The sequence below is a fragment of the Pseudarthrobacter sp. TRD_SC_9 genome (assembly GCF_055361265.1).
This window is the reverse complement of record NZ_CM143956.1, coordinates 614,111-637,882: the sequence shown is the minus strand read 5'-3', so window position 1 is coordinate 637,882 and position 23,772 is coordinate 614,111. Positions and strand designations below refer to the sequence as shown.

29 protein-coding genes are annotated in these 23,772 nt (G+C 64.2%); 10 read left to right on the top strand and 19 right to left on the bottom strand.

Annotated elements, in window-relative coordinates:
• Positions 1 to 24 precede the first annotated feature (24 nt).
• Complete coding sequence (locus ACWA13_RS03070; RefSeq protein ID WP_463936717.1) at positions 25 to 840, bottom strand: CPBP family glutamic-type intramembrane protease; 816 nt, start codon at positions 838 to 840, stop codon at positions 25 to 27.
• Positions 833 to 1,417: a helix-turn-helix domain-containing protein gene (locus ACWA13_RS03065; RefSeq protein ID WP_463936716.1), complete on the bottom strand. Its 585-nt coding sequence runs from the start codon at positions 1,415 to 1,417 to the stop codon at positions 833 to 835. The genes ACWA13_RS03070 and ACWA13_RS03065 overlap by 8 nt, the downstream gene beginning before the upstream one ends.
• 86 nt (positions 1,418 to 1,503) lie before the next feature.
• Between ACWA13_RS03065 and ACWA13_RS03060 the strand changes: the two genes are divergently transcribed.
• Positions 1,504 to 2,472, top strand: coding sequence for an NAD(P)/FAD-dependent oxidoreductase (locus ACWA13_RS03060; RefSeq protein WP_463936715.1), 969 nt, complete (start codon positions 1,504 to 1,506; stop codon positions 2,470 to 2,472).
• 44 nt (positions 2,473 to 2,516) lie between these two features.
• Here the strand turns inward: ACWA13_RS03060 and ACWA13_RS03055 are convergent, their stop codons facing one another.
• Positions 2,517 to 3,257 (bottom strand): alpha/beta fold hydrolase, encoded by a 741-nt coding sequence (locus ACWA13_RS03055; protein WP_463936714.1) that lies wholly within the window; start codon positions 3,255 to 3,257, stop codon positions 2,517 to 2,519.
• A 73-nt stretch (positions 3,258 to 3,330) separates the two neighbouring features.
• On the opposite strand from ACWA13_RS03055, the gene ACWA13_RS03050 reads away from it, so the two are divergent.
• Entirely contained in the window at positions 3,331 to 4,074 is a 744-nt protein-coding gene (locus ACWA13_RS03050; protein WP_463936713.1) for a helix-turn-helix transcriptional regulator, read from the top strand.
• Here the strand turns inward: ACWA13_RS03050 and ACWA13_RS03045 are convergent.
• The 6 genes from ACWA13_RS03045 to ACWA13_RS03020 all read right to left on the bottom strand — a co-directional run bounded on the left by ACWA13_RS03045 (position 4,061) and on the right by ACWA13_RS03020 (position 9,429).
• The gene (locus ACWA13_RS03045; protein WP_463936712.1) at positions 4,061 to 4,909 is read right to left on the bottom strand and encodes an enoyl-CoA hydratase; all 849 of its coding nucleotides are present in this window, start codon (positions 4,907 to 4,909) and stop codon (positions 4,061 to 4,063) included. The genes ACWA13_RS03050 and ACWA13_RS03045 overlap by 14 nt on opposite strands.
• Positions 4,906 to 5,868, bottom strand: a complete 963-nt coding sequence (gene mmsB, locus ACWA13_RS03040) for a 3-hydroxyisobutyrate dehydrogenase (RefSeq protein ID WP_463936711.1) — start codon at positions 5,866 to 5,868, stop codon at positions 4,906 to 4,908. Before mmsB ends, ACWA13_RS03045 begins: the two co-directional genes overlap by 4 nt.
• On the bottom strand, positions 5,861 to 6,994 hold the full coding sequence (locus tag ACWA13_RS03035) for an enoyl-CoA hydratase/isomerase family protein (protein WP_463936710.1): 1,134 nt from the start codon (positions 6,992 to 6,994) through the stop codon (positions 5,861 to 5,863). The genes mmsB and ACWA13_RS03035 overlap by 8 nt, the downstream gene beginning before the upstream one ends.
• The gene (locus ACWA13_RS03030; protein ID WP_463938002.1) at positions 6,994 to 8,487 is read right to left on the bottom strand and encodes a CoA-acylating methylmalonate-semialdehyde dehydrogenase; all 1,494 of its coding nucleotides are present in this window, start codon (positions 8,485 to 8,487) and stop codon (positions 6,994 to 6,996) included. Before ACWA13_RS03030 ends, ACWA13_RS03035 begins: the two co-directional genes overlap by 1 nt.
• Positions 8,488 to 8,598: 111 nt before the next feature.
• The gene (locus ACWA13_RS03025) at positions 8,599 to 8,811 is read right to left on the bottom strand and encodes a hypothetical protein (RefSeq protein WP_463936709.1); all 213 of its coding nucleotides are present in this window, start codon (positions 8,809 to 8,811) and stop codon (positions 8,599 to 8,601) included.
• A gap of 42 nt (positions 8,812 to 8,853) precedes the next feature.
• Positions 8,854 to 9,429, bottom strand: a complete 576-nt coding sequence (locus ACWA13_RS03020) for a GlcG/HbpS family heme-binding protein (protein ID WP_463936708.1) — start codon at positions 9,427 to 9,429, stop codon at positions 8,854 to 8,856.
• Between the two features lie 202 nt (positions 9,430 to 9,631).
• Here ACWA13_RS03020 and ACWA13_RS03015 point away from each other — a divergent pair, with 202 nt between their 5' ends.
• From ACWA13_RS03015 to ACWA13_RS03000, 4 genes are all read left to right on the top strand, one after another.
• The gene (locus tag ACWA13_RS03015) at positions 9,632 to 10,834 is read left to right on the top strand and encodes a sensor histidine kinase (RefSeq protein ID WP_463936707.1); all 1,203 of its coding nucleotides are present in this window, start codon (positions 9,632 to 9,634) and stop codon (positions 10,832 to 10,834) included.
• A complete protein-coding gene (locus ACWA13_RS03010) occupies positions 10,831 to 11,457 on the top strand; it encodes a response regulator (RefSeq protein ID WP_463936706.1) in 627 nt (208 codons plus the stop codon). The genes ACWA13_RS03015 and ACWA13_RS03010 overlap by 4 nt, the downstream gene beginning before the upstream one ends.
• An 80-nt stretch (positions 11,458 to 11,537) precedes the next feature.
• Positions 11,538 to 12,344: an exodeoxyribonuclease III gene (locus tag ACWA13_RS03005; protein WP_463936705.1), complete on the top strand. Its 807-nt coding sequence runs from the start codon at positions 11,538 to 11,540 to the stop codon at positions 12,342 to 12,344.
• 22 nt (positions 12,345 to 12,366) lie between these two features.
• Entirely contained in the window at positions 12,367 to 13,254 is an 888-nt protein-coding gene (locus ACWA13_RS03000; protein WP_463936704.1) for a DUF8083 family protein, read from the top strand.
• 12 nt (positions 13,255 to 13,266) lie between these two features.
• On the opposite strand, the gene ACWA13_RS02995 is transcribed toward ACWA13_RS03000, so the two are convergent.
• The 4 genes from ACWA13_RS02995 to ACWA13_RS02980 form a co-directional block, all read right to left on the bottom strand.
• Positions 13,267 to 14,316, bottom strand: coding sequence for a LacI family DNA-binding transcriptional regulator (locus tag ACWA13_RS02995; protein WP_463936703.1), 1,050 nt, complete (start codon positions 14,314 to 14,316; stop codon positions 13,267 to 13,269).
• Between the two features lie 27 nt (positions 14,317 to 14,343).
• Positions 14,344 to 15,318, bottom strand: coding sequence for a carbohydrate ABC transporter permease (locus tag ACWA13_RS02990; protein WP_463936702.1), 975 nt, complete (start codon positions 15,316 to 15,318; stop codon positions 14,344 to 14,346).
• Positions 15,315 to 16,280, bottom strand: a complete 966-nt coding sequence (locus tag ACWA13_RS02985; protein ID WP_463936701.1) for a carbohydrate ABC transporter permease — start codon at positions 16,278 to 16,280, stop codon at positions 15,315 to 15,317. Before ACWA13_RS02985 ends, ACWA13_RS02990 begins: the two co-directional genes overlap by 4 nt.
• Positions 16,281 to 16,372: 92 nt before the next feature.
• Positions 16,373 to 17,710, bottom strand: coding sequence for an ABC transporter substrate-binding protein (locus ACWA13_RS02980; protein WP_463936700.1), 1,338 nt, complete (start codon positions 17,708 to 17,710; stop codon positions 16,373 to 16,375).
• A 122-nt stretch (positions 17,711 to 17,832) separates the two neighbouring features.
• On the opposite strand from ACWA13_RS02980, the gene ACWA13_RS02975 reads away from it, so the two are divergent.
• From ACWA13_RS02975 to ACWA13_RS02965, 3 genes are all read left to right on the top strand, one after another.
• Positions 17,833 to 19,629, top strand: a complete 1,797-nt coding sequence (locus ACWA13_RS02975) for a glycoside hydrolase family 13 protein (RefSeq protein ID WP_463936699.1) — start codon at positions 17,833 to 17,835, stop codon at positions 19,627 to 19,629.
• 19 nt (positions 19,630 to 19,648) lie between these two features.
• Complete coding sequence (locus ACWA13_RS02970; protein ID WP_463936698.1) at positions 19,649 to 19,993, top strand: hypothetical protein; 345 nt, start codon at positions 19,649 to 19,651, stop codon at positions 19,991 to 19,993.
• A gap of 68 nt (positions 19,994 to 20,061) precedes the next feature.
• The gene (locus ACWA13_RS02965; RefSeq protein ID WP_463936697.1) at positions 20,062 to 20,361 is read left to right on the top strand and encodes a hypothetical protein; all 300 of its coding nucleotides are present in this window, start codon (positions 20,062 to 20,064) and stop codon (positions 20,359 to 20,361) included.
• Positions 20,362 to 20,397: 36 nt separating this feature from the next.
• Here the strand turns inward: ACWA13_RS02965 and ACWA13_RS02960 are convergent, their stop codons facing one another.
• From ACWA13_RS02960 to ACWA13_RS02940, 5 genes are all read right to left on the bottom strand, one after another.
• Positions 20,398 to 21,009: a hypothetical protein gene (locus ACWA13_RS02960; RefSeq protein WP_463936696.1), complete on the bottom strand. Its 612-nt coding sequence runs from the start codon at positions 21,007 to 21,009 to the stop codon at positions 20,398 to 20,400.
• Positions 21,006 to 21,602, bottom strand: a complete 597-nt coding sequence (locus tag ACWA13_RS02955) for a hypothetical protein (protein ID WP_463938001.1) — start codon at positions 21,600 to 21,602, stop codon at positions 21,006 to 21,008. The genes ACWA13_RS02960 and ACWA13_RS02955 overlap by 4 nt, the downstream gene beginning before the upstream one ends.
• 65 nt (positions 21,603 to 21,667) lie before the next feature.
• On the bottom strand, positions 21,668 to 22,072 hold the full coding sequence (locus tag ACWA13_RS02950; protein WP_463938000.1) for a hypothetical protein: 405 nt from the start codon (positions 22,070 to 22,072) through the stop codon (positions 21,668 to 21,670).
• A gap of 2 nt (positions 22,073 to 22,074) precedes the next feature.
• Positions 22,075 to 22,266 carry a hypothetical protein gene (locus ACWA13_RS02945; RefSeq protein ID WP_463936695.1) on the bottom strand — a complete coding sequence of 64 codons (192 nt, stop codon included), beginning with the start codon at positions 22,264 to 22,266 and terminating at the stop codon, positions 22,075 to 22,077.
• The gene (locus ACWA13_RS02940; protein WP_463936694.1) at positions 22,263 to 22,781 is read right to left on the bottom strand and encodes an Asp23/Gls24 family envelope stress response protein; all 519 of its coding nucleotides are present in this window, start codon (positions 22,779 to 22,781) and stop codon (positions 22,263 to 22,265) included. Before ACWA13_RS02940 ends, ACWA13_RS02945 begins: the two co-directional genes overlap by 4 nt.
• 170 nt (positions 22,782 to 22,951) lie before the next feature.
• Here ACWA13_RS02940 and ACWA13_RS02935 point away from each other — a divergent pair, with 170 nt between their 5' ends.
• Positions 22,952 to 23,527, top strand: coding sequence for a hypothetical protein (locus ACWA13_RS02935; protein ID WP_463936693.1), 576 nt, complete (start codon positions 22,952 to 22,954; stop codon positions 23,525 to 23,527).
• Here ACWA13_RS02935 and ACWA13_RS02930 read toward each other — a convergent pair.
• A complete protein-coding gene (locus tag ACWA13_RS02930) occupies positions 23,524 to 23,760 on the bottom strand; it encodes a zinc-ribbon domain-containing protein (protein ID WP_463936692.1) in 237 nt (78 codons plus the stop codon). The two genes, ACWA13_RS02935 and ACWA13_RS02930, sit on opposite strands and share 4 nt — an antisense overlap.
• Positions 23,761 to 23,772: the final 12 nt, after the last annotated feature.

Here is a 23,772-nt window from a genome sequence, read left to right as displayed (position 1 = left end):
GTGCGGCACCTTCGTGGCCTGAGCTCACAGCCCGTACGCGTCCCACCAGCCGCTGTTGTGCACCTGGAGCAGCACCAGGAACAGCACGAAGTCGAACAACAGGTGGACGCTGACGATGTAGGACAGGGACTTGGTTACGGTAAAAAGCCTGGCCTGCAGCAGTGCGAACGGGAAGATGAACAGCGGCCCCCAGGCCTCAAAACCCAGTTCCCAGAGGAACGAGGTGAACAGCACCGCCTGCAGCAGGTTGGCCTGCCATTCAGGCAGATGCCGGCGCAGCAGCGTGAAGGCCGTGCAAATGAAGAACAGTTCGTCCCAGATGCCCAGTCCGTTGGTGCCGATGAACAGCCGGATGATGCCTTCCGGATCGCTGACCGCCGGCCAGTTCCGGTACACGCCGGTGCTCACCATGTAATAACCCAGCATCACGTAGCCCAGCGGCGGCACAACCCACAGGTAGATCTTCTCCGCGCGGGTCCAACGCTGGCCGGTCAGCACGGGGAAGCGGACGGCATGATCGCGGTAGACCCAGCGGGAGACGGCGTAGGGAACCGCGACGGCGGCGATCATCGCGGCGCCCATCTCCAGCATGTGCCCGGTACTGATGTCCGTGGTGACAGGAACCAGGCTCATCATCACCAGGCCGAACGCCACCAGGGCGAGATCCTTGGCCAGGGAGCGGTTGAAGATGGCAGCACCCAGCAAGGCAACTGCCAGCATGCTGAAACCGAGCAACCGGTTTTCGAGGACAAACAGCACAAAGCCGGAAGCGGACAGGAGCGTGGCCGGGAGCAGGTTGAGGCGGCTGGTCCGGGAGACGGTCACGGTTGACTCAGCCAACGGTCTTTGCCTTCAGGTGGACGCGTTCTCCCTGCCGGCCGAAGAGGCTGAGGAATTCCACTGGGTCGCTGTCCGCCGTGCCGAACCAATGCGGCACGCGGGTGTCAAACTCGGCCGCCTCCCCCGGGCCCATCACAAAGTTGCGGTCACCCAGCACCACCCGGAGCGCGCCATTGAGTACGTACAGCCATTCATAGCCCTCGTGCACCTGCGGATCCGGCTCTGCAGCGCGGCCTGCCTTCATGATGCACTTGTAGGCCTGGATGCCGCCGGGCTTGCGGGTCAGCGGAATTACGGTCATTCGGGGGCCCGGGATAGGCCGCAGGTGAACCCGCGGATCGCCCGTATCCGGCGCGCCCACCAGTTCGTCCAGCGGCACCTGGTGCGCACGGGCAAGCGGCAGGAGGAGTTCCAGGTTGGGCTTGCGCTGGCCGGATTCCAGCCTGGACAGAGTGCTCACCGATATCCCGGTAGTGGCGGACAGTTCAGCCAGCGTCACGTCGCTCGCCGCCCGCAACGACCGCAGCCGCGGACCGACGGCGGCCAGGACGCCGTCGAACTCTTCTTCGTCTCCCACCGCGCCTGCCTTCCGCACCAACGACCTATTTTGCTATTCCAGCAAGAATAATTGCCAGCAGGAGGGATCGCAAGCACGCTTGAGACATGAGCCAAAACAACGAATTTTCATACGACGCCGTCATCATCGGAGGCGGCGCCGCAGGCCTGAGCGCTGCCCAAACCCTGGGCCGTGCCCGGCGCACTGTTGCCGTCATCGATTCAGGCGAACCACGCAACGCGCCCGCTGAGGGCGTGCACGCTTTCCTCACTCGGGACGGCATGGACCCCCTCGAGCTGCTGCGGATAGCCCGCGCCGAAGCGGAAAGCTACGGTGCGGTCATGGTGCCCGGCCGCGTCGCCGATGCCTCAGGTTCTGAAGGCGCCTTCACTGTCACGCTCGACGACGGCGCCCGGGTTTCCGGCAGGCGCATCCTCATTGCCACCGGGCTGCGGGATGATCTTCCCGCCATTCCCGGACTCCGAGACCTGTGGGGCAAGGATGTGCTGCACTGCCCGTTCTGCCACGGCTGGGAAGTGCGGGACCAGGCAATCGGCATCATCGGAGCCGGACCGGTGTCCGTGCACCAGGCATTGATGTTCCGGCAGTGGAGCGCCAACATCACCTTGTTCCTCAATGATCTTGCCGAACCCGGCGAGGAGGAACTGGAACAGCTGGCCGCACGTGGCATCCGGCTGGTGGACGGCGGCCTTGAGGAACTCCGCGTCCAGGACGGCAGGCTCCGCGGCGTGGCACTCGCTTCCGGCGAGGTTGCCATCGACGCCCTGGTGGTAGGGCCCAAGGTGCACGCCCGCTTGGACGGCCTGGCCGGACTGGGCCTGGCCGCGGCACCGCACCCGTCCGGCATGGGTGACTACCTGGTGACCGACGAGAGCGGAGCCACCGCGGTCCCGGGCATCTGGGCGGCGGGCAACGTCACGGACATCAAGGCGCAGGTGCTGCCGGCCGCCGCGGGAGGCACCTGGGCGGCAGTTAACCTCAACAACAGCCTGATGGCCGAGGAACTGGAACGGGACGTGGCGGTGTACCGGGAGTCCCTCGGGCAGAGGGTGTAGGGGCCAGCCGGATTCGACTGACCCCTACAGGTTGTACGTGCAGTTCAGTTGGTTCGAGAAGCCGCTGACTCAATGACCTTGGCGAGGTCGAGGGGACGGCTCCACATAGGCCAATGCCCTGTTGGGAGGTCAATGACGTCGAGGTGCTCGATGTTTGCGACTTCGGCAAACATGGCATGGCCTGCGTGGGCCAGCTCCAGCACCTGCGCGCCCGGGATCGAGCAGCACACCAGGGTGGTCCGAACCTTGCGGCGGGCATCGTTCGTGAGCTCGACGGGTTGACGAAGCACTGGGCCGGGCTCAGGGACGGCCCGGGCCCGAAAACGTTCGAGGACCTCTGCACTCAGGCCTTCGAGGCTCGCCTGCTGTGCGAGGACGTCGAGGGGCGGCAGCGGAAGCTCCTCCAACTCCACCGGGAGGTCTGGGGCGAAGGCGCTTCCCGTCGCCACGGGGCCGGAGTCGACCCATACCACTCGATGGACAAGCTCGGGGTGCCGGTCAAGGACGAGGCTGACGGGGGCGTTCGCCCCGCTGTGAGCGACGAGAGTTGCGGGCTGATCCTCGGAGACCCCAAGTTGAGCGAAGATGTCCAGGACCGCCGCGGCTTGATCGTCGAGAGTCTTCGCCGCACGCCCGGGATCGTCCCCATCGAGACCGGGCAGTGTCATCGCGATTGCACGGGAGTGGTCGGTTGTCAGGTGTTCAAGCACTTCCTCCCACGCCCAGGCGCCCAGCCAGTGGCCGGCGATGAGAATGATGGTCGGACTGCTTGTAGTAGTTGTCATGTCACTACCCTCGCAGCCAGTGCGGACAAAGGTATGTCACTATCTATGTCATGAATTTGTCGGGGTCTGAACTGTGAAACGAGTCGAACGGCTCCATGCTCTATCCGAGATGTTGCGCCGCAGCGGCACACGGGGGGTTTCCGCCGAACGGTTGGCGAAAGAGTTTGAGGTGTCCGTGCGCACCGTAAAAAGAGACCTCGATGCGTTAGAGAACAGCGGTGCGCCTATCTGGTCTCGCCCAGGTCCGGGCGGTGGCTACGGATTGGCTACAGGCGCGTCCCTGCCGCCCGTCAGCCTGTCCCCAGCGCAGGCCGTGGCGCTCATGGCAGCCGTGTCCGCTGCACCCGATGCCCCCTACGCCGATCTGGCAGCGGCAGGTATCCAAAAGATCCTGGACGTCCTCGATCCTAAAACCCGGGCACGGGCCGACGAACTGGCCCACCGCGTCTGGGTCAACGCGCTTCCGTCCTCTTCCCGCGCCATCAAGTCGGCATTGGAGGAAGCGATGGCCGAGCAGCGGGTGATCCGCATTCGCTACACATCGAGGGACGCGGCTACCACCACCCGTGACGTTGAACCAGTGCTGTTCGCCTCCACGAACGGCCAGTGGTACCTGGTTGGGTGGTGCCGACTGCGCAACGCAATGCGATGGTTCACCGTGTCCCGCATCGAGCGGGCCAGCGTAACCAAAACGGCTTGCAGCGGCCATACCATCCACGAGGTCGGAGAACCTCCGGCGAACGCCAGACCGGTGCACGGTCGGGGCGAGTGGGTCACTCAAACAACCTCCCCGGCCAGTACACCTACCGGTGCTTGAACTCCGGCTGGCGCTTCTGGGCGAACGCCGCCATTCCTTCCTTCTGGTCTTCGCTGGCGAACAGCGAGTGGAAGAGGCGGCGTTCAAACACCACCCCCTGCGCAAGCCCGGTTTCGAAGGCGGCGTTTACGGCCTCCTTGGCCAGCATGGCCACGGGTTTGGACTTGGACGCGATCACTTCGGCAACCTCCACTGCCTCATCCACCACGTCCGCGGCAGGCACCACGCGGGAGACCAGCCCGCAACGTTCGGCTTCCTCGGCACCGATGAAACGGCCCGTCAGAATCAGGTCCATGGCCTTGGCCTTGCCCACTGCCCGGGTGAGCCGTTGCGAGCCGCCCATCCCCGGAATCACACCCAGGTTGATTTCCGGTTGGCCGAACTTGGCGTTGTCCCCGGCAATAACAATGTCGCACATCATGGCCAGCTCGCAGCCGCCGCCGAGGGCAAAGCCGGACACCGCCGCAACGATGGGAATCCGCAGCCGCGTCAGGTCCTCCCATGACCGGAACCAGTCCAGCGCGTACATCTCCAGGTAGCTCTTGTCCGCCATCTCCTTGATGTCCGCGCCCGCGGCAAACGCCTTCGCAGAACCGGTGATCACGACGGCGCCAACCCCCGGATCCGCATCCATGGCACTGACGGCAGCAACGACGTCATCCAGCGTGCCCTTGTTCAGCGCATTCAGGGCCTCCGGTCGGTTCAACGTCACGATGCCTACGCGGCCGCGGTGCTCTACCAGGATGTTGGCGTACTGCCCTGCCGTTGCCGGAGATGATGTGGTGTCGGCTTCTGTCGTCCCGGTGGTGCCCTGCTGCGTCATGGATTCCCTCACGTGTCTGATGCTTCCGGCTGTTTAGCTGCCGATTTGTCCCTGATGTCCGTAATAATGCCGGAAAAATCCCGGCCGGCTCCGCCTTCCGCGGCAAACGCCTCGTAAATTTCAGTGGCCAGCGGACCCAGCCGGGCCGCCACGCCATTGCTTTCCAACGCGTTCAGGGCCAGCCGCAGGTCCTTTGCCATCAGGGCACCCGCGAACCCGGGCTGATAGTCGCGGTTGGCCGGGCTGGTGGGAACCGGGCCCGGCACCGGGCAGTTGGTGGTCAGCGCCCAGCACTGGCCCGAGGCGTTGGAGGCGACGTCGAACAGTGCCTGGTGCGTCAGTCCCAGCTTCTCCCCCAGCACAAAGGCCTCGCTCACGGCGATCATGGAAATCCCCAGGATCAGGTTGTTGCACACCTTCGCTGCCTGGCCCAAACCGTGGTCGCCGCAGTGCACAATGCGCTTGCCCATCACCTCCAGCAGCGGACGGACGGCCTCGAAATCCTCCACACTGCCGCCCACCATAAAGGTCAGGGTGCCGGCCTCGGCCCCCACCACACCGCCAGACACCGGGGCATCTACGGAGCGGTGGCCGGCATCCAAAGCCAGCTGCGCAGCTTCCCGGGCCTCGTCCACGTTGATGGTGGAGCAGTCCAGGAACAGCGTGCCCGGCGCGGCTTCAGCCAACAGGCCAGGGGCGCCGCCGGTCCCGCGGTAAGCATCCAGCAGGTGCCGGCCGCTGGGCAGCATGGTGAGCACCACGGAGGCGGCCCGGACGGCGTCGACGGCGTTCTCCACCGTGGGCACCCCATTGCGGCCTGCTTCCTCGATGGCCGCCGGGACAACGTCGAAACCGGCCACCGGGTACCCGGCCTTGACCAGGTTCACGGCCATCGGACCCCCCATATGGCCCAGTCCCAAAAAGGCTATGGTGCCCTGCGGGGCAACGTCCTGTGAAGCAGCGTCAGACATGATCGGACTCCCTCTCCTGCAGTTCCAGCCCGGCATCGGGTTTCACTTCGAGTTCCGGTTCAGCGTCGTCCAGCGGATGGAAGAACCGTTCGACGTCGGACTCCGTCACCTGGTGCAGCGACGGCGGGTTCCAGCGCGGGTTGCGGTCCTTGTCCACCACCTGCGCCCGGATCCCCTCACGGAAATCCGGACCGGTGAGGCACCGCAATCCAACGCGGTACTCCTGCTTCAGCGCCTCGCCCAGGCCCAGGTTGCGCGCCCGGCGGATGCTGGCCAGCGCAACCTTCACGGCAGTCGGGGATTTCGCGGCAATGGTGGCAGCGGCTGCGGCTGCGTCCCCACCGCCGGCATCGAGCCGGCGGACAATTTCCTCGGCACTGTCCCCGGTGTAGCAGTCATCAATCCAGCTGCGCTGCTCCTCCAAAGTGCTGGGCGGGCCCGGTGAGCTGAAACGTACGACGGCGTCCTCCGGGCTTTCGCTCTCCAGCGCCTGCGCCAGCGCGGCCAACTTGCCTGACTCAACAAAGTGGTCTGCCAGCCCCAGGAAGATCGCGTCCGAGCCGGTGCAGTGCGCACCGGTGAGCGCGGCATGGGTTCCCGCCTCCCCAGGTGAGCGGGCCAGAAGATAGGTCCCGCCGACGTCGGGCACAAAGCCAATGGTGGTTTCGGGCATGCCGGTGCGTGTCCGCTCGGTCACCACGCGGACCGAACCGTGGGCCGAAATGCCCACTCCGCCACCCAGCACCAGCCCGTCCATGAAGGCCACGTACGGCTTAGGGTAGCTGGCGATCAGCGCGTTCAGCCGGTACTCGACCTGCCAGAACCTGGCCGTCCTGTCTCCGCCGGTGAGCATGTCCCGGTAGATGGCCACGATGTCTCCGCCGGCGCACAGGCCCCGTTCACCGGCGCCCCGGACCAGGACTGTGGCCACGGCATCGTCCGTTGCCCACGCCGTCAACTGCTCCAGCATCCCGGCAGCCATCCCTTCAGTCAGGGCGTTGACGGCCTTGGGACGGTTCAAGGTGATAACGCCCAGCCGGCCGCGGCGCTCGAACAACACCTCGGGAGCTGCCGCCTCGCTGGCCTCAGAAACTGCCGAGCCTGTTGATCCGCCGCCGTCCGTCATCAGCTTCCCTCCGGCATGATGAAGCTGGCACCGGAGCGGATTCCCGAGGGCCAGCGCGTGGTGATGGTTTTGGTCTTGGTGTAGAAGCGGAAGGCGTCCGGGCCGTGCTGGTTGAGATCGCCAAAGCCTGAGGCCTTCCAGCCGCCGAAGGTGTAGTAGGCAATGGGAACGGGGATGGGCACGTTGATGCCCACCATGCCTACCTGGACGCGGCTGGCAAAGTCGCGGGCGGCGTCGCCGTCGCGGGTAAAGATGGCCACGCCGTTGCCATACTCGTGTTCGGTGCAGAGCCGCAATGCTTCCTCATAGTCCGGAGCCCGCAGGATACTGAGGACCGGGCCGAAGATCTCCTCGCGGTAGATCGCCATGTCCTTGGTGACATGGTCAAAGAGGGTGGGTCCCACCCAGAAACCACCGTCGTAACCGTCCACTTCAAGGCCGCGCCCGTCCGCAAGGAGGGTGGCGCCGTCGTCAATTCCGGATTGGATGTACCCCTCGATCCGTTCCTTGGCGGCGGCGGTGACCACGGGCCCGAAGTCGCTGTCCGGCGCGAGGCTGGGGCCGACTTTGAGAGCCTTTACGCGTTCCTGGAGGGTGTCCACCAGCCTGTTCGCGGTCTCCTCCCCCACCGGGACAGCAACCGAAATGGCCATGCAACGTTCACCGGCCGAGCCGTATCCGGAACCGATCAGGGCGTCGGCAGCCATCTCAAGATCGGCGTCGGGCATGATCACCATATGGTTCTTGGCCCCGCCGAAGCACTGCGCGCGCTTGCCGTGCGCTGCAGCGGTGGCATAGATGTACTGCGCAATGGGGGTGGAGCCAACGAAGCCCACCGCCTTGACCCGCGGGTCTTCCAGCAGCGCGTCAACGGCTTCCTTATCCCCGTTGACCACGTTGAATACGCCATCCGGGACACCTGCTTCGGTGAAAAGCTCGGCAAGTCGGAGCGGCACCGAGGGGTCGCGCTCCGAGGGCTTGAGGATGAAGGCGTTGCCTGCGGCGAGCGCGGGACCGGACTTCCACAGCGGGATCATGGCGGGAAAGTTGAACGGCGTGATCCCGGCGACGACGCCCAACGGCTGCCGCACCGAGTGCACGTCGATCCCACCGGCGTCGGAAAATTCGCCCTTTAGCAGGTGCGGGGCGCCGGCGGCGAACTCCACCACCTCAATGCCGCGTTGGATATCGCCCTTCGAGTCGGCGAAGGTCTTGCCGTGTTCCCGGGACAGCAGCGTGGCCAGCTCGTCCATGTTCGCGTTGACCAGCTCCACGAACTTGAGCAGGATCCGGCCACGGCGCTGCGGATTCATAGCCGCCCACTCGAGCTGCGCCTTCTCCGCGCTGGCAATGACGTTGGCCACCTCGTCCCGGGAAGCCAGCGGAACCCGTGCCTGCACCTGGCCGGAACAGGGATCAAAGACATCCCCGAACCGGCCGGAGGTGCCGTCAACCCGCTGTCCGTCTACGTAGTGGGAAAGCTCGCGCACCATAGCTGCCATAGTGGAATGCTCCTTCGCATGTGATCCAGGCCGTCTTGCAGCCGAATATACTCGGACTTCCTACTATTTTCCAGAGGGTGCGCTTGTCTCAGCGGGCCCGGGCTAAACAGGGTTGTTGGCGTCCTCCCCGGGCGGCTCCTGATCTTCGCCGTAGTCAGTTGCGGAGGCCAGGCCCGATACCTGCTGGCCGGCATTGGTTTGCCCTGGGACGAAGTGGTCCGTTGTTTCCTCCTCCTCGTCCGAAGAGATAGATATGTCTTCCTGCAGGTGACTGTCCGTGGGCAGATTCCCGTCGCTTGGCTGATCGTCTCTCATGCCCACAGCCAATCACCCGACTACCTTCAGGGCAAGGGTGTTCTACTTGCCGGCGCCGGCTATGACCTCGGCTCCGGCGGTGGCGCACGCTTCGTCGAGCATGCCGTCCGGAGCGCCGCCCACGCCGATGCCTGCAACGGAAACGCCATTGACCTTCAAGGGCACCCCGCCCGGAAGGAACAGGGTACCGGGCAGGTCCGCGATGGAGGGCTTGCCGTTGCCGTTGATGCGGCCTGCAAGTTCACTGGTGGGAGCGCCGAACGCCGCAGCGGTGTAAGCCTTCTGCTTCGCAGCTTCGATGGTGTGCTCGGCAGCGTTGTCTCCGCGCAGGAGAGCCTGGACGGTGCCGAAGCGGTCCACCAGTGCCACCGTGACGAACGGAAGTTTGTCCGCCTGGCACTTCGCCAGGGCTGCCTCGACGGCATCCGCGGAAGCATCCACGCTGATGCGGTTCTGCTGGACCGTGGTGTCCGGCGAGGCAGGGACGTCGACGGCGGGAACGGAGATGGGTGCCGGCTGCTGCGGCACGGAGACGGCATTTGCGACGGCAGTGATGCCGCCGGTGAGGACCAGGGCACTGACGGCTGCGCTGCTGAACAGCATGGTGGACTTCTTCATGGCTTCTCCTGTTGGTTGGCTTTCCCTGGCGGTCTTGCCAGGGCACTCTTCAAGCTTCGTTGGGGAGGCCGCTTCGGGGCATCGGCCAGGCAGTCGCCGCCTGCTCATCCTTTCCGCCGGGCTTATCAGCCAAATGGCTGAGAGACCGGCAACCGCAAGGGAATTAGCATGGTGGGTAGCGTATTTCAAGCGAAGGAAACCCATGTCAGTGAACAGGATCGACGGCCGGATTGACGCCGTGGTCCACGTCAGTTTTGCAGTGCTGATGGTGGCTTCCGGCGTGCGGTACGTGATGAGGCACTCCCCCGCGGACAACCTCTGGACCGTTGGTCTGGCCGCTGCCGTCTGCACCCTCTATGGCGTGGTAGCAGTCCTTTCGCTGCGCGGCCAGCCATGGATGCCATGGATGTTTGCCCTGGTGACCGCGTGGTCTGCCCTGGTGGTCGCGGCCCCCAGCTTTGCGTGGGGTTCTTTCGCTTTGTTCTTCCTGGCCCGCTCGGCCTTTCGCGGCTGGGCCGCTTACGTGGCGTCGGGAATCACGGCGGCCGCAACCGCCGTCGGGTTGTTCTGGATGAGCGGCGGCACCGATGTTGCCATGCTCCTTGGCCCGCTGGCCGCCGGTCTGCTGCTTACCCTCATCTACGGGAGGATGGAGCGCGATGCCCGGATCCAGAAACAACTGCTCGACGACGTCACCCGGGCCCAGGACCGCCTTGCCGCCAGTGAACGCGCGGCAGGAGTGGCTGCCGAGCGCGAACGGGTTTCCCGGGAAATCCACGACACCGTCACCCAGGGGCTGGCCAGCAGCCTCTTGCTGCTCGAAGCCGCCCAGCGGTCCTGGCCGGCCCGGGAATCCCAGGAGGAAATACAGAAAGCCGCGGGCCTGCTGCGCCGGAACCTCGCCGAAACCCGGAGCCTGGTGCACGAACTGTCCGCTCCCGGGCTGGAGAGCATTCCTCTCCCGGAGGCGCTGGAGCAGGCGGCCGGGCAGTACCTGGATCGCTTTCGATTCCAGGTAACCGGAGAGCAGTCACCTGTTCCCGGCGAGATCCGTCATGCCCTGTTGCGTGTCACTCAAAGCGCGGCGGCCAACATCAAACTTCACGCCCGGGCAGGAAACATCAGCATCACCCTCGGTTTCCTTCCCGGGGCGGTCACCCTGGATGTGTTCGACGACGGCCGCGGCTTTGATCCGTCGGCGGTACCCGAGCCCTCGGACGCCGGAGGCTACGGACTCCGCGCCATGCGGCAGCGGGTGGAGCAGCTGGGCGGTATGTTGTCAGTGGAAAGCAGCCCGGGCGAGGGCACCATCATTGCTGCCCAACTGCCACTGCCTCCCACAGCGGAGGCCGAAGAGGCAACCGCCACCTCCGCCGCAACCCGCACTTCCAAGGAGACCCCGTGACTTCCATTACCGTGCTCCTGGTGGACGACCACGGGGTGGTCCGGAGCGGACTCAAGGCGCTGCTGGGTACCCAGCCCGATATCGACGTCGTCGGTGAAGCGGCATCAGGCGAGGAAGCACTGGCCGCGGCCGAATCCTGCTCGCCGGACGTGATCCTCATGGACCTTGCCATGGGTCCCGGCATGGATGGCATTGAGGCGATCAAGCGGCTCCGCCAGCGCAACAGCAAGCAGGCCGTCATCGTGTTCACCACCTACGATTCGGATGCTGACATAGTCCGTGCCGTGGACGCCGGGGCCATGGGCTACCTGCTTAAGGACGCCGCTCCAGAGGAGATCTTCGCGGGAGTGCGAGCCGCAGTGCAGGGCAAGAGTGTGATGAGCCCGCCCGTGGCGTCCCGCCTCTTCCAGCAGATGCGCAACCCGGACGAAATCCTCACGGCCCGCGAGGCGGAGCTGCTCAGCCTCCTCACCCAGGGACTGAGCAACCGCGAGCTTGGCATGCAGCTCTTCATCTCCGAAGCCACAGTTAAAACCCACCTGGCGCACATCTACGCCAAGCTCGGGGTGGAGACCCGTGCCGCCGCGATTGCCACCGCCATCCGCAGGGAGGGGATGCGCTGAGCTGTGCGTGTTGGGCCTGCGCCCGGCCGCCCAACAAACCCTGTAACGCCTCCAGCCAACAAGTTCGGTAAGTTAGAACTGTGAAGATTGCTACCTGGAACGTCAATTCCCTCCGAGCCCGGGCCGATCGTGTCGAAGCCTGGCTTCAGCGCAGCGATTGTGATGTCCTGGCCATCCAGGAAACCAAATGCAAGGACGACAACTTCCCCTGGGAGCTGTTTGAGCGGATGGGCTACGAGGTGGCGCACTTCGGGCACAACCAGTGGAACGGCGTGGCCATTGCCTCCCGCGTGGGGCTTGAGGACGTGGAGCGCACCTTCATGGACCAGCCCGCTTTTGGGAAGGAAGGAAAGGATCCCGTCCAGGAGGCCCGTGCCATGGGAGCCACGTGCAATGGAGTGCGCGTATGGAGCCTTTACATTCCCAACGGTCGCTCCCTCAATGATGAGCACATGCCGTACAAGCTGAAGTGGCTGGACATGCTCAACGCCCATGCCCGCGGCGAGCTGGCAGCAAACCCGGACCTGCAGCTGGCGCTGATGGGTGACTGGAACATCGCCCCGCGGGACGAGGATGTCTGGGACATTGACCTTTTCCTGACCCAGGGCTATACCCACGTCAGCGAACCCGAACGGGAGGCGTTCCGGGCTTTCGAGGCCGCCGGGTTTACCGACGTGGTCCGCCCGTATACCCCTGGCCCCGGCGTCTACACCTACTGGGACTACACTCAGCTCCGCTTCCCCAAAAAAGAAGGAATGCGGATCGACTTCGTGCTGGCCTCGCCGGCGCTGGCGGCCAGGGTCACTGGCGCCTCCATCGACCGGGAAGAGCGCAAGGGCAAGGGTGCTTCTGACCACGCACCAGTGATTGTGGACCTGGCTGACTAATGTTCTTGCAAGGGAGGCGGACATGACCGGAAGCATCTACCGGGGCCAGGCGGGCCTGCCGTTTTCCTCCGCCCTGCGGGTCTACGAGCCCCTGCACGCCTTCCCCGAGGAGCAGCGCAAAGCCCTCCGCAAGGCGGGGCTCGGCGCTTCCTCAAGGGACGCCGTCGAAAATGCCGAACTGCTCGCCTCCCTGGGCCGCATCACCCGCGAAGGCGGGGATCCCTTTCCCACTGGACGTACAGATCTGGTGCGGGTCCGATCGGCAAGGAACGACGCCGGAGCTGCCGCGGCCGCCGGTGCCGGTGCAGATGGTGAAGACCTGTTGTACTGCCCCAGCCAGCTGGTGCTGCGCGCCGGCCTTGCCGCGAACGCCCTGATGGAGGGCATCCACGGCCCGCTGGCACAGCTGCTGATCCCCGAGGAACAGCTGGACAAGCACCAGGAGCGGATCAACCAGGTCAAGGCCAACGGTGAAACGCCGCGGGTGCACACACGGGCCTCTACCTGGGGCATTCCGTTCAGCTGGTTTTCGCTCTTTATGGAGGGCGACCGGCAGGAGGTGGTGGAGTCCCAGGGCAAAATCGCCACGGTCCGGGTATGGACCACCCTCCTGGAGGCACTGGAAAGGGCGCGTTACGCCGTCGCACATCTTGCCCTGGCTGCTCCGGACCTGGACATGTTGGAGGAACTGGCCCAGCTGACCGCATGGCTGGAGCGGTTCGATTCCGGTTCCATTGTGGAGCTGGACTATGGCGCCGTGGCAGACAAGGTGCATCCTGATGACTCGCCGTTGGACATCAGGTTGGGCATCGAATGCCTGGCCGACGGCGACATGACTGGCGCCGCGGCCGCTTACCGCCGCCTGGCGTCCCGCTGGATCCCCATCCGGCAGCTGGCCCGCGCCTCCTGACCCAACCGCTACCTAGTTGGGCGGAGATGTTGACGTGCGGACAATCAGCTCGTGAGGCGCGACGGCGGAATGTACCGCGCCGCTGATGCCGTCCAGCTCGTCAAGGAGCATCTTGGTGCCGAGCTCGGCTTGCTCATCAGGGCGCTGGCTCACCGTGGTCAGCCCTATGGCTTCGGCAAAATCGTGGTTGTCGATTCCCACCACTGACAGGTCCTCGGGCACCCGGACCCCCAGCCGGACGGCCTCAAACATGACGCCCATCGCCATCTCATCCGATGCGCAGAAAACGGCCGTCGGTTTTGGTCCGGGCGCACTCCACAGCCGCTGAAAAGCTGCCTGCCCGCTGCGCACCGTAAAGTCGCCGAGTTCATCCCACTCCGGCCGGTCCACCAGACCCGCCCGCTTCATCACGTCGTGGAAGGCCAGGATGCGGACCCGCGGAACATCGAAGTTCAGGTCCGTTTCGTCGTCACCATGAATCAGCGCAATGTCCTTGTGACCAAGATCGATCAGATGCTGGACTGCGGTGGAGGCGGCCGCGTAGTCGTCAATGCCAATGTAAGCGCAATCTTCCACGTGGCCGCCCACCACTACCAGCGGGATGTCGATCTTCTGCAGATGTTCCAGTTCCTCGTGGGTCAGCGCCATACACAGGACCAGCAGAGCGTCGATCTGCTTGTAAACCATAGTCTTGCTGAACAGCCGCTCCCGGTTGCTTCCATGCCCGCCCAAATTAAACAGGGAGAGGTTGTAGTGCCGGGTGTGAAGCTCCCGGTCGGCACCCTCGATTGCCTTGGAGAAGAACCAGCGGCTCACGAACGGCGCCAGCACACCGATGGTCTTGGTGCGGCCGGTTGCCAGTCCGGAAGCCGACGACGACGCCACATAGCCCAGTTGGCCGGCGATATCGAGGATCTTCTCCCGGGTGGCAGGCGATACCCGGGGCAATCCCCTGACTGCCCGGGAGACAGTCGCCGTGGAGAACCCGGTGGCTGCAGCGACATCTTCGATGCTGACCCCGCTGTGCCCGCCCCGCTGGCTTCGTTCAGTTGACCGTGCCACGGTTCCCTCCGTCAGTTAGCGGCGGCATCAGCCCTTCAGGCCGCCCGCCAGCAAACCGCGAACAAAGTACCGCTGGAGGCCGAAGAACACCAGAAGCGGAATGATGATCGAGACGAAGGCCGCCGCGGGGTTCAGGAAGTCCCGGTTTCCACGGGTACCGGAAATCTCCGCCAGCCGCTGGGTAATGGGAGCGACATCCGCAGTACCACCGGAGAATACCAGGGCCACCAGCAGGTCATTCCACACCCAGAGGAACTGGAAGATCGCCAGTGATGCCAGCGCCGGTACGGACAGCGGCAGGATAATCCGCCAGAAGATTGTGGTGTGGCCGGCGCCGTCAACCTTTGCGGCCTCGATAACTTCACCCGGGATTTCCGAGATGAAGTTGTGAAGGAGGAAGATGCCCAGCGGCAACCCGAAGATTGTGTGCGCAATCCACAGCTGGGTGTAGGAGCCCGCCGGGATCTGCAGCACCTGTGTGAAGAGCTGCAGCAGCGGGATCAGGGCCATCTGGAGCGGGATGATCTGCAGGGCAAAGACAAAAATGAACGCTGATTCCCGGCCACGGAAGTTGCCCCACGCGAAGATGTAGGCAGCCATGGACGCCAGCACCAGGACGAACACGGTGACTGGAATGACGATTGCCAGCGAGTTCACGAAGTATTGCGAGAGGTTGGCCGATTGTGATCCGGCCGCAGCCGTGACATCCACGTAGTGCTTGAACGTGAACTGCCAGTCAGTGAAGAAATTCCACCAGCCGTCGGCGCGGGGACCCACCTGCTTGGTTGCGGGCCTGATGGAGGAAATGAACAGGCCAAAGGTGGGGATGGTCCAGACAACGGCGATGACCAGGGCGGCTGCCGTCGCCCAACGGGAGGTCAGGCGTTGCTTGACACGGCGCGCCATGGGGGCTGAATCGTCCGGACCCCCGGGGACCCTGCGTGACTTGATCTTGGTACCGGTATTGTTCGCTGCCGCATCCGGCGCTGGCATGACGGTCATCGGATTTCCTTTTGCTGACGAAGGACGCGGGCGTTGTAGACAACGATGGGCAGGACCATCAGGAAGAGAATCAGTGCCAGTGCCGCACCCCGGCCGGGCTCACCGGCGCGGAACGCCTGCGTATACATCTCGTTGGCCACAACCGAGGTCTCGTAGTTTCCGGCTGTCATGGTCCTGACGATGTCGAAGACCTTGAGCGTGGCGATGGTTATGGTGGTCAGGACCACCACCAGCGAGCCGCGGATGCCGGGGATGGTGACGTTGCGAAACTGCTCCCAGGCGTTGGCGCCGTCCAGCCGGGCCGCCTCTACCAGTTCCACAGGCACCCCCTTGATGGCTGCGGACAGGATCACCATGGCAAAACCAGTCTGGATCCAGACCATCACGATGATGAGGAAGATGGTGTTTTCCGGTGCGTCTAGCAGGAACTGCTTGGGTTCCATTCCGAACATCACCCGCAAAGCGTTCAGCACGCCCGTTTGTTCAATACCCGAACCGCGGAAGTCGTACACCAGCTTCCAGATGATGCCCGCGCCGACGAAGGATATGGCCATTGGCATGAAGACCAAGGCTTTGAGGACCCGCTCACCACGGGCCTTATCGATGAACACCGCGTAGGCCAATCCGAACACCGTGGAGAGCAGGGGCACCAGGACGGTCCAGATGAGGGTGTTCCGCAGGGTGATCAGGGCCTCCGGCTGCGTGAACATCCAGACGAAGTTGTCGAATCCGATGAGCTTGCCGCTGGGGTCCGTGAAGGCCAGGTATGAGGTACTGACGGCCGGATAGACGAGCCCGACGATAAGTAGGATTGCTGCCGGTGCCAAAAACCCGGCGATAGTTACTTTGTCTTTGGCGGACTTGGGAGCCTTGTCCACCAGCAACATGATGAGTCCGATAATCGCGGCAAAGACTGCCAAGGCGATGAGGACCTGAAGGAATTTTCCTCCGATAAACTCCATTGCCCAACCTCCGTGGTGTGCGTGGATCCGTATGGTCGCGGTACGTCACACCCCCGGGACGGAAGGCCCCGGGGGTGTGACGTGGAGGCGGGTCAGCTAGCGGGCCAGCTGCCTTCGATGCTGTCGGTTACCTGCTCTGCCGGGGTCCCGTTGATCCAGGCAACGATTCCCTTCCAGAAGGAGTTGGAACCAACGGCGCCGGGCATCAGGTCAGAGCCGTCAAACCGGAAGACGGTATCGGGATTCTGAAGCAGCTCGATCGAGAGCTTGTCCAGCTCGGTCTGGGCGTTCGCCGGGTCGAGACCCTTGTTTGCACTGATCACGCCGCCGAGCTTGACGCGATCATTGGCGAACTCGGGGCTGGCCATGTAGGCCTGGAAAGCCTGGACCTCAGGGGTGTCCTTGTAGGCGCCGACCATTTCGCCGCCACCGGTGATGGTCTGGCCAAGGCTCTCGTCGATGGGCGGAGTCATGAAGGCCCAGACGTCGCCGTCGGGAGCGACAACAGTTCCTTCAGGCCAGTTGGAGGCCTGGAAGTTGGCCTGGTGGTGCATGGCGCACTGGCCGTCCAGCACCGGCTGGCCCGCCTGTGCGAAGCCGGTGGTGAGGATGGAGCGGACGTCGCCGAAGCCACCGTTAACCATCTTGTCGTCCAGCAGGATCTCGCCGGTGGTGTTGAACGCTTCAACGATTTTCGGATCATTGAACGGGATCTCGTGGCTGACCCACTGGTCGTAGACCTCGGGACCGTGGGCGCGAAGCACAACGTCCTCGACCCAGTCAGTGCCCGGCCATCCGGTAGCTTCACCGGATTCGAAACCCGCACACCAGGGCTTCATGGCACCGGCATCGGCGATCGTGTTGGACAGTTCGATCATCTCGTCCCACGTGGCAGGAACTTCCCAGCCGTTGTCCTCGAACGTCTTGGGCGCGTACCAGACGAAGCCCTTGACGTTGGCGAGCATGGGGGCGGCGTAGAAGGTTCCGTCGACCGTGCCGTACTTCTTCCAGTCTTCTGACCAGTTCTCGTCTACCGCGTCGGAGACAGTCTGCGGCGCTGGCTTCAGGTTGCCGGCGCGGGCCTGGTCTGCCATCAGACCGGGCTGCGGGAAGATGGCGATGTCCGGGGCATTACCGGACTGGGCGCGGACGCCGATCTGGGTTTCGAATTCCTTGCTGCCCTCATATTTGACGGTAGCGCCGGTGCATTCCTCGAACGCGGCCCAGGTCTGCTCCAGGTTGGTGGCCTCAACGTCCACGATGGTGGAGTAGACGGTAATGGTCTTGTCTTCGTGTTTACCGTAGGACTCGTAGGCCGTGCAGTCGACCTCGGTGGTTGTTTCGGTTCCGCCCTCGGAACTGCACGCAGAGAGCGTGAGCGCAAGGATGCCGGTAGCCGCTATGGGCAACAGGTACTTTCGGTTTTTCATGCTTCTGACTCCTCGATGAGTACAAGAAAAATTGGCCCGCATTGATGTGGTGACCATCACCCTAGTAAGGTTATTGGAAGAAATGCAAGCGTTTACACAGAATTGTTCCCTGAAGGAGACCTATGCCGCAAGCGACGATCCCCACCCCCGGTTCAGAGCTCGACACCTGGTGGGCTGACGCCGTCGTCTACCAGATTTACCCGCGTTCATTTTCTGATGCCAACGGTGATGGCCTGGGCGATCTCCGAGGTGTGACGGAACGGCTCGTGCACCTCAAACGTTTGGGCGTTGACGCTATCTGGCTGTCCCCCTTCTACCGGTCTCCGCAGGCCGATGCCGGCTACGACGTCGCTGACTACCGGGCCGTCGACCCGATCTTCGGCACCTTGGACGACTTCGATGTGATGCTGGAACAGGCTCACGGTCTGGGCCTTAAGGTCATTGTTGACCTGGTTCCCAATCACACTTCTGACGAGCACGCCTGGTTCCGGGAAGCCCTCGCCGCACCGCCCGGATCCCCGGCGCGGAGCAGGTACATCTTCCGGCCCGGCAAGGATCAGGTACCGGGTTCGGGCGACGGCCTCCTGCCGCCCAACAACTGGCAGTCGATTTTCGGCGGTAAGGCGTGGACCCGGATCACCGAGGCCGATGGCACCCCGGGTGAGTGGTACCTCCACCTTTTCGACACCAAGCAGCCGGACCTCAACTGGGACAATCCCGAGATCCATGACGAGATGCGCTCCGTGCTGCGGTTCTGGCTGGACCGCGGGGTAGACGGCTTCCGCGTCGATGTGGCCCACGGCCTGGTCAAGGCGGAAGGGTTGCCCGACTGGGCGGGTGCGGCCGCCATGGTGGAAGGCGGCCGGACTGAGGAGATCGAGCCCGGCGACGCCCCTGGTGCCCACTCTGATGCAGAAGAACCACACCGTGCCGGCTCACCCCAGATGCCGCCCTCGCCGTATCTTGACCAGGACGGCGTCCATGAAATTTACCGTGCATGGCACCAGGTACTGGCGGATTACGACGGCGATCGAATGATGGTCGCCGAAGCCTGGGTTGAACCGGCCGAAAGGCTGGCGCGCTACATCCGGAAGGACGAATTCCAGCAGGCCTTCAACTTCGATTTCCTGCTGTCCGGATGGGATGCCTCCAGGATGTCAGCGGCCATCGAGGCCTCGCTCGTGTCCGCTGCCACGGTGGGCGCCTCCTCCACCTGGGTTCTCAGCAACCATGACACTGTCCGGCACACCAGCCGCTTCGGCTTGAAGAATCCAACGACGTTTCCCAAGGGAATCGGCGAAGGAGACGAACAGCCGGACCCGGAACTCGGACTCGCCCGGGCGCGCGCCGCCACCTTGGTTTCGCTGGCACTGCCGGGTTCCGCCTACCTTTACCAAGGCGAAGAACTGGGGCTGCCCGAGCACGCCACCCTGCCAGACACCGCCCGCCAGGATCCGTCTTTCTTCCGTACCCTGGGCGCTGAAAGGGGACGGGATGGCTGCCGGGTTCCACTCCCCTGGCAGGCCGCAGCCCCGGGTTATGGTTTTTCCTCAGCGCCGCAGCCTGCCGCCCCATGGCTGCCCCAGCCGGAATCCTTCGGCGAGCTGGCAGCGGATCTCCAGGACGGCGTCGAAAGCTCCACCCTGGAGCTTTACCGCGCGGCGCTGAATTTCCGGCGCAGTCATTCTCTGGGATCCGGCGACTTCCGCTGGGCCGATGCCCATGATCCCGAGCGCGGCGTCCTGGCCTTCCATAACCGCGACATCCTGGTCCTGGCGAACATGGGCGCCGCTCCGGTAGAACTCCCGGAGGGTTACACCGCGCTGCTTTCCAGCACTTCCGACGCCGGTACAACTGCTGCGGTGCCGACTGCCTGCACCGTCTACCTCACAGTTGCCGCGGATGCCCAAATGAAGTGAAAGTCCGGTAGGAGGACACGTGGTGCCATCAAAAGCCGCCAAGCTCCAGGGAAGTTTCAACGTGGCCAGCGGGATCTGGCCGCTGGCCCACATGCGCAGTTTCGAGGCGGTAACGGGCCCCAAGACGGACAAGTGGCTGGTCCGCACGGTAGCCGGCCTGTTGATCACCGTAGGCGTGGCCCAGCTTCGGGCGGCCAACCAACCCGGTGGTGTGGGCTACGCGAAATTTCTGGGGATCGGGACTGCCGCCACGTTGGCAGCAATCGACATTACCTATGCGGCACGGGGGCGGATCAGCAAGATCTACCTCGTGGACGCCGCCGTCGAACTCCTGATAATCCGAAGCTGGCTCCGGAAGAGGTAGCGGCGGATTTATCCACAGGCTTGTCGGGGTGACTGGCAGAGCCAGCCTGCAATGGGGACGATGTAGCAGTGAGCAACCCGATCCATGTTGACCCTCTGGCCATCCAGCCCCTTGCCTGGACGCTGGAGCGCAATGCGACGAGCCTCCGTTCAGCGTCTGCCTGGAGCGCCGATAACTGCGGCTCGCCGCATACCGCCGCCATCCTGCGGGAAAGCGGTGACGCGGCCAAGGCGGTTCTGGGTTGTTTCGCAGCGGAGTTGGACGAGCTGGCCAAGGACATCCGGCTGGCAGGGAGGGAGTACCAGTTCGTCGACGACGCCACGGCTGCGGGTTTGCTTGGCAGGCTGCTCCCCGACCGGCTCGGATAAACCGCCGGAAGATGCCAATGGCGCCGGCATTCCCTTTTAGCGCACTCGTTCGGCCCGGCTCAACCGCGTGCGCGCGCCGGTACTGATGTGGATGAGGACGGGTATCCGCTGGCCCACCAGGTCCTCCAGCGCCTGTACCAGTTCGGCGACCTCGGCTGCCAGCAGTTGCGGAGCAACCCCCTGCCTGGGGTGCAGCCGGACCCGCAGCGCCGGGCTGCCCTTAATGCTGTACGTGGCGACGGAAGACCCGGCAAGGTCAGCACGCCCGGCCAATGCCCCTCTGATGGCCTGTTCGGCAACACTTCCGGCAATCCGGATGGTTCCCGGGACATCGCCGTCATCCCGCGGGGCGACCAGGAGATCAGCCCTGCCCTTGCCCTGCTGCGCCACCCAGGCGATGAGGAGACCAATAACAAGGGCAAGGACTGCCGCCACGACCATCCACAGCCAGCTCTCGCGGCGACCCGGCAGGGGCGTCCGCTCGAAGGCTTGCAAAGCCGCCCCCCATGCCTCGGCCGACCACGCCTGCCACCAGTCGGCGACAGCAGGAACGGCGGCGAGCAGCAGTAACAGGACGCCAATGGCCAACAATTTCACGCCAAGGATGCCGATCAGGACGCGGTTCAGGACCCGCGGTGTGCTGTTCATGCGCCAATCACCCCGGAACTGGCCACGAGCACGCGGACGTCAGGGAGCGGCAGCGGAGCCATGTCTTCCAGTTCATCGCGGACAGCGGCCAGGATTACGTCTGCGCTGACAGGCGCCCCGGAAGTGGGCCGCACGTTGACCAGCACCTGCTTCTGCGAGACCACCACCATCACCTGTTCCGGTGTGACGTTGGCAGCAAGTCTGGCGCGCCGGGCAAGGGCCGAAGCGATGGTTTCGTCGTCAACCACAACGGCAACGGACTCGGTGGGAATGCCCAACCGCCCTCCGTCCAATACGTGGCGCGCGCGACGGCCGGGGAGCACTGCCTGCAGCAGGAAAAAGAGGCCCGCCATGGCAATTACGGCGCCTGCAGCGCCCAGCAGCGCAGGGGAAATCCCGTCGGGAAGCGCTGTGATGCGCTGGGCGGCCAGATGCGGTTCGATCAGCCATGCGGGCTGGCCGATTGCATGAACGCCTGCTTCCAGCAGCCCGTAAGTGGCCGCCAGTCCGACCAGAACGGCAGCCAGGATAGCAGCGAAGGCGCGGGTGGGACGCATCTCCCGGCGCACCACCCTGTCGAGGTCAACGGCCAAGCCATTGGAGGTCTGCGCGTTCCTTTCCGAGGCGGCTTCCGCGGGCAACTGCTCGTGATCCAGGCTCAACGTACCCTCCCGCCATTGGTAATCTTTACTCCGCTGATCCGGATATCCACCCTGCTAAGCTGAGCACCGCTCAGTGCTGTGACGTTGCCCAGGATGTCAGATTTTGCCGCCACAACGCGGTCCAGAATAGACCCGCCGAATCCGCGGAGCCGGCCACTATCCCGGGCGACGGCTGCCAGCGGCGGGACCAGCACAGGCGAGACAAGGGACAGGGCCAGCAGGCCGTCGTCGTCCGCCCAGTCCACGCGGATCTCGTGGGCAGGCACCCCAAGTGCCTTGGAAGCTGAGGCCTTCGCGAGGCTGCTCAGCGCCTGGGTGCTGATTCGGTTGTGGCCGTTCAGCCGGCGGCCGGTGCCGGGGGTGTCCGGGCCGCCTGGCTGCGTTACCGGCCCAGCTGCCATGCTCATGAGGAAGAGCGGCGGCCGGTGATGGCGTCCAGGACCCCTCGCAGGTCCAGTTTCCCTTCGGCTGCACGGCCCAGCAGGGCGCCGATGGCCATAAACAGCACCGATGCCAGGAAACCCCAGGGCCCGAAGGCGAAGGACATGAAGGCAAGGAAGGCGCCGGCGGCAATACCCACTACTGTCAGGCTCACGCGAGTACCTCCCGGTCAGCGCCGGGCCTTGCCGGCGCGGCAATGTAGACATCGTTAATTTCTACGTTCACTTCGATGACCTGCAGGCCCACAAGTTCCTCAACGGCGCGGTACACGGCGGCGCGGACCCCGTTGGCCAAGGAGTGCAAGGGTGTGCCGTAGTCGGCGACGAGGTTGATGTCCACGGCAACCTGGGTTTCACCGACCTCGGCATGGACGCCGGCAGCATGGTCCGAACTGCCCACGGCTTCACGGATGGCGCCAAGCGCACGGGTGGATCCGGTGCCAAGCGAGTGGACACCCGGCACGGCACGGGCGGCAATGCCGGCAACCTTTTCCACTGCAGTCTCGGAAATAACAGTGCGTCCGCGGGCCCCCGGCACCTCCGCGGCAGCAACTGTGCCGGCAGCGACAGAACGTGTGGCACTGGCTGGTGCGGCCGTGCTGCCGGAAGTTTCAGTACGGCCGGGATTAACAAGCACACCGGGTTCGGATTGCGGGTCCGGATATTCCATGAGGCACTCCCCCTTCTATTGCTTCAACCCTATCCCTTGGCCAGGACATCGTGTCTAGGGCCGCGGCAGGGGCCTGAACCGATTTTGGTTGGGAGCTGGCCGACACTGCCGGGATAGGCTTCTTCGGGACCGGAACAAGCATCATGGAACTGTAAAGGCACGGGAATCCCTTGGATCTACTGGGCGGCATAAGCCACGACCAACTCCGCATCTTTCCCTGGGTTGCCGCCCTGGCCTTCGGGTTGGTTGCCGGTATCTGGCGTCCCCGGCGCCTCCATTGGACTGTGGTTGGTTCCGTCCTGCTCTTCGCAGCCCTCAACGCAGGTGCCGGGGTCTACGTCCTGAACCACATCGGAGATCCGCGTTGGTCTCCAGAGGGGGATGCTCAGCTGACCGTTCCGTCGTTAGCCGAGACGCCCCTCGTGGGGCAGTTCCTGGGTCCCCTGGACTCTGCTTTGGCCGGAATGGCGGGCGGCGTGAACGACTTCCTGACATTCAAGGCCGCACTTCCCGTGGCGCTTGATTTCTTTGCGGCGTCTGGCTGGGCCCTGCTGGTGTCGTTCCCGTTTGCCATCATCGCCGCTGTCATCAGCTTCTCCGTGGCAAGACGCCGCATGGCGGAGTTCGAAAAATACCGTGCCACCGTTGACGTGCTGAAAGAGGAACTCGAGCAGGTCAAGCGGCAGATTTCGTCAGGGAATTTTGTTGCTGGCCGACGGCCAGAAGAGGACGGCGGCCCCTCCTAGCGCCGAAGTTCCAGCGCGCGCTTCTGCCTGCCGGAGATGCTGGAAGCGTAGCCACAGTTAGCACACGTGATGAGGTAGGACCGTGACGTGGTGAAGACCGGGATGAAGAAGAGCGTGAATTTGGTGGCCCGCTCCTCAAGGTGGTGGTGGCCGAAGAAGCGGCAGCGCTGGCAGGTTGCAGACTTGCCGGCCAGCGCCTTAACGGCTGTCTTGAAACCAAAAAGAAGGATCATCGGTTTTGCCTT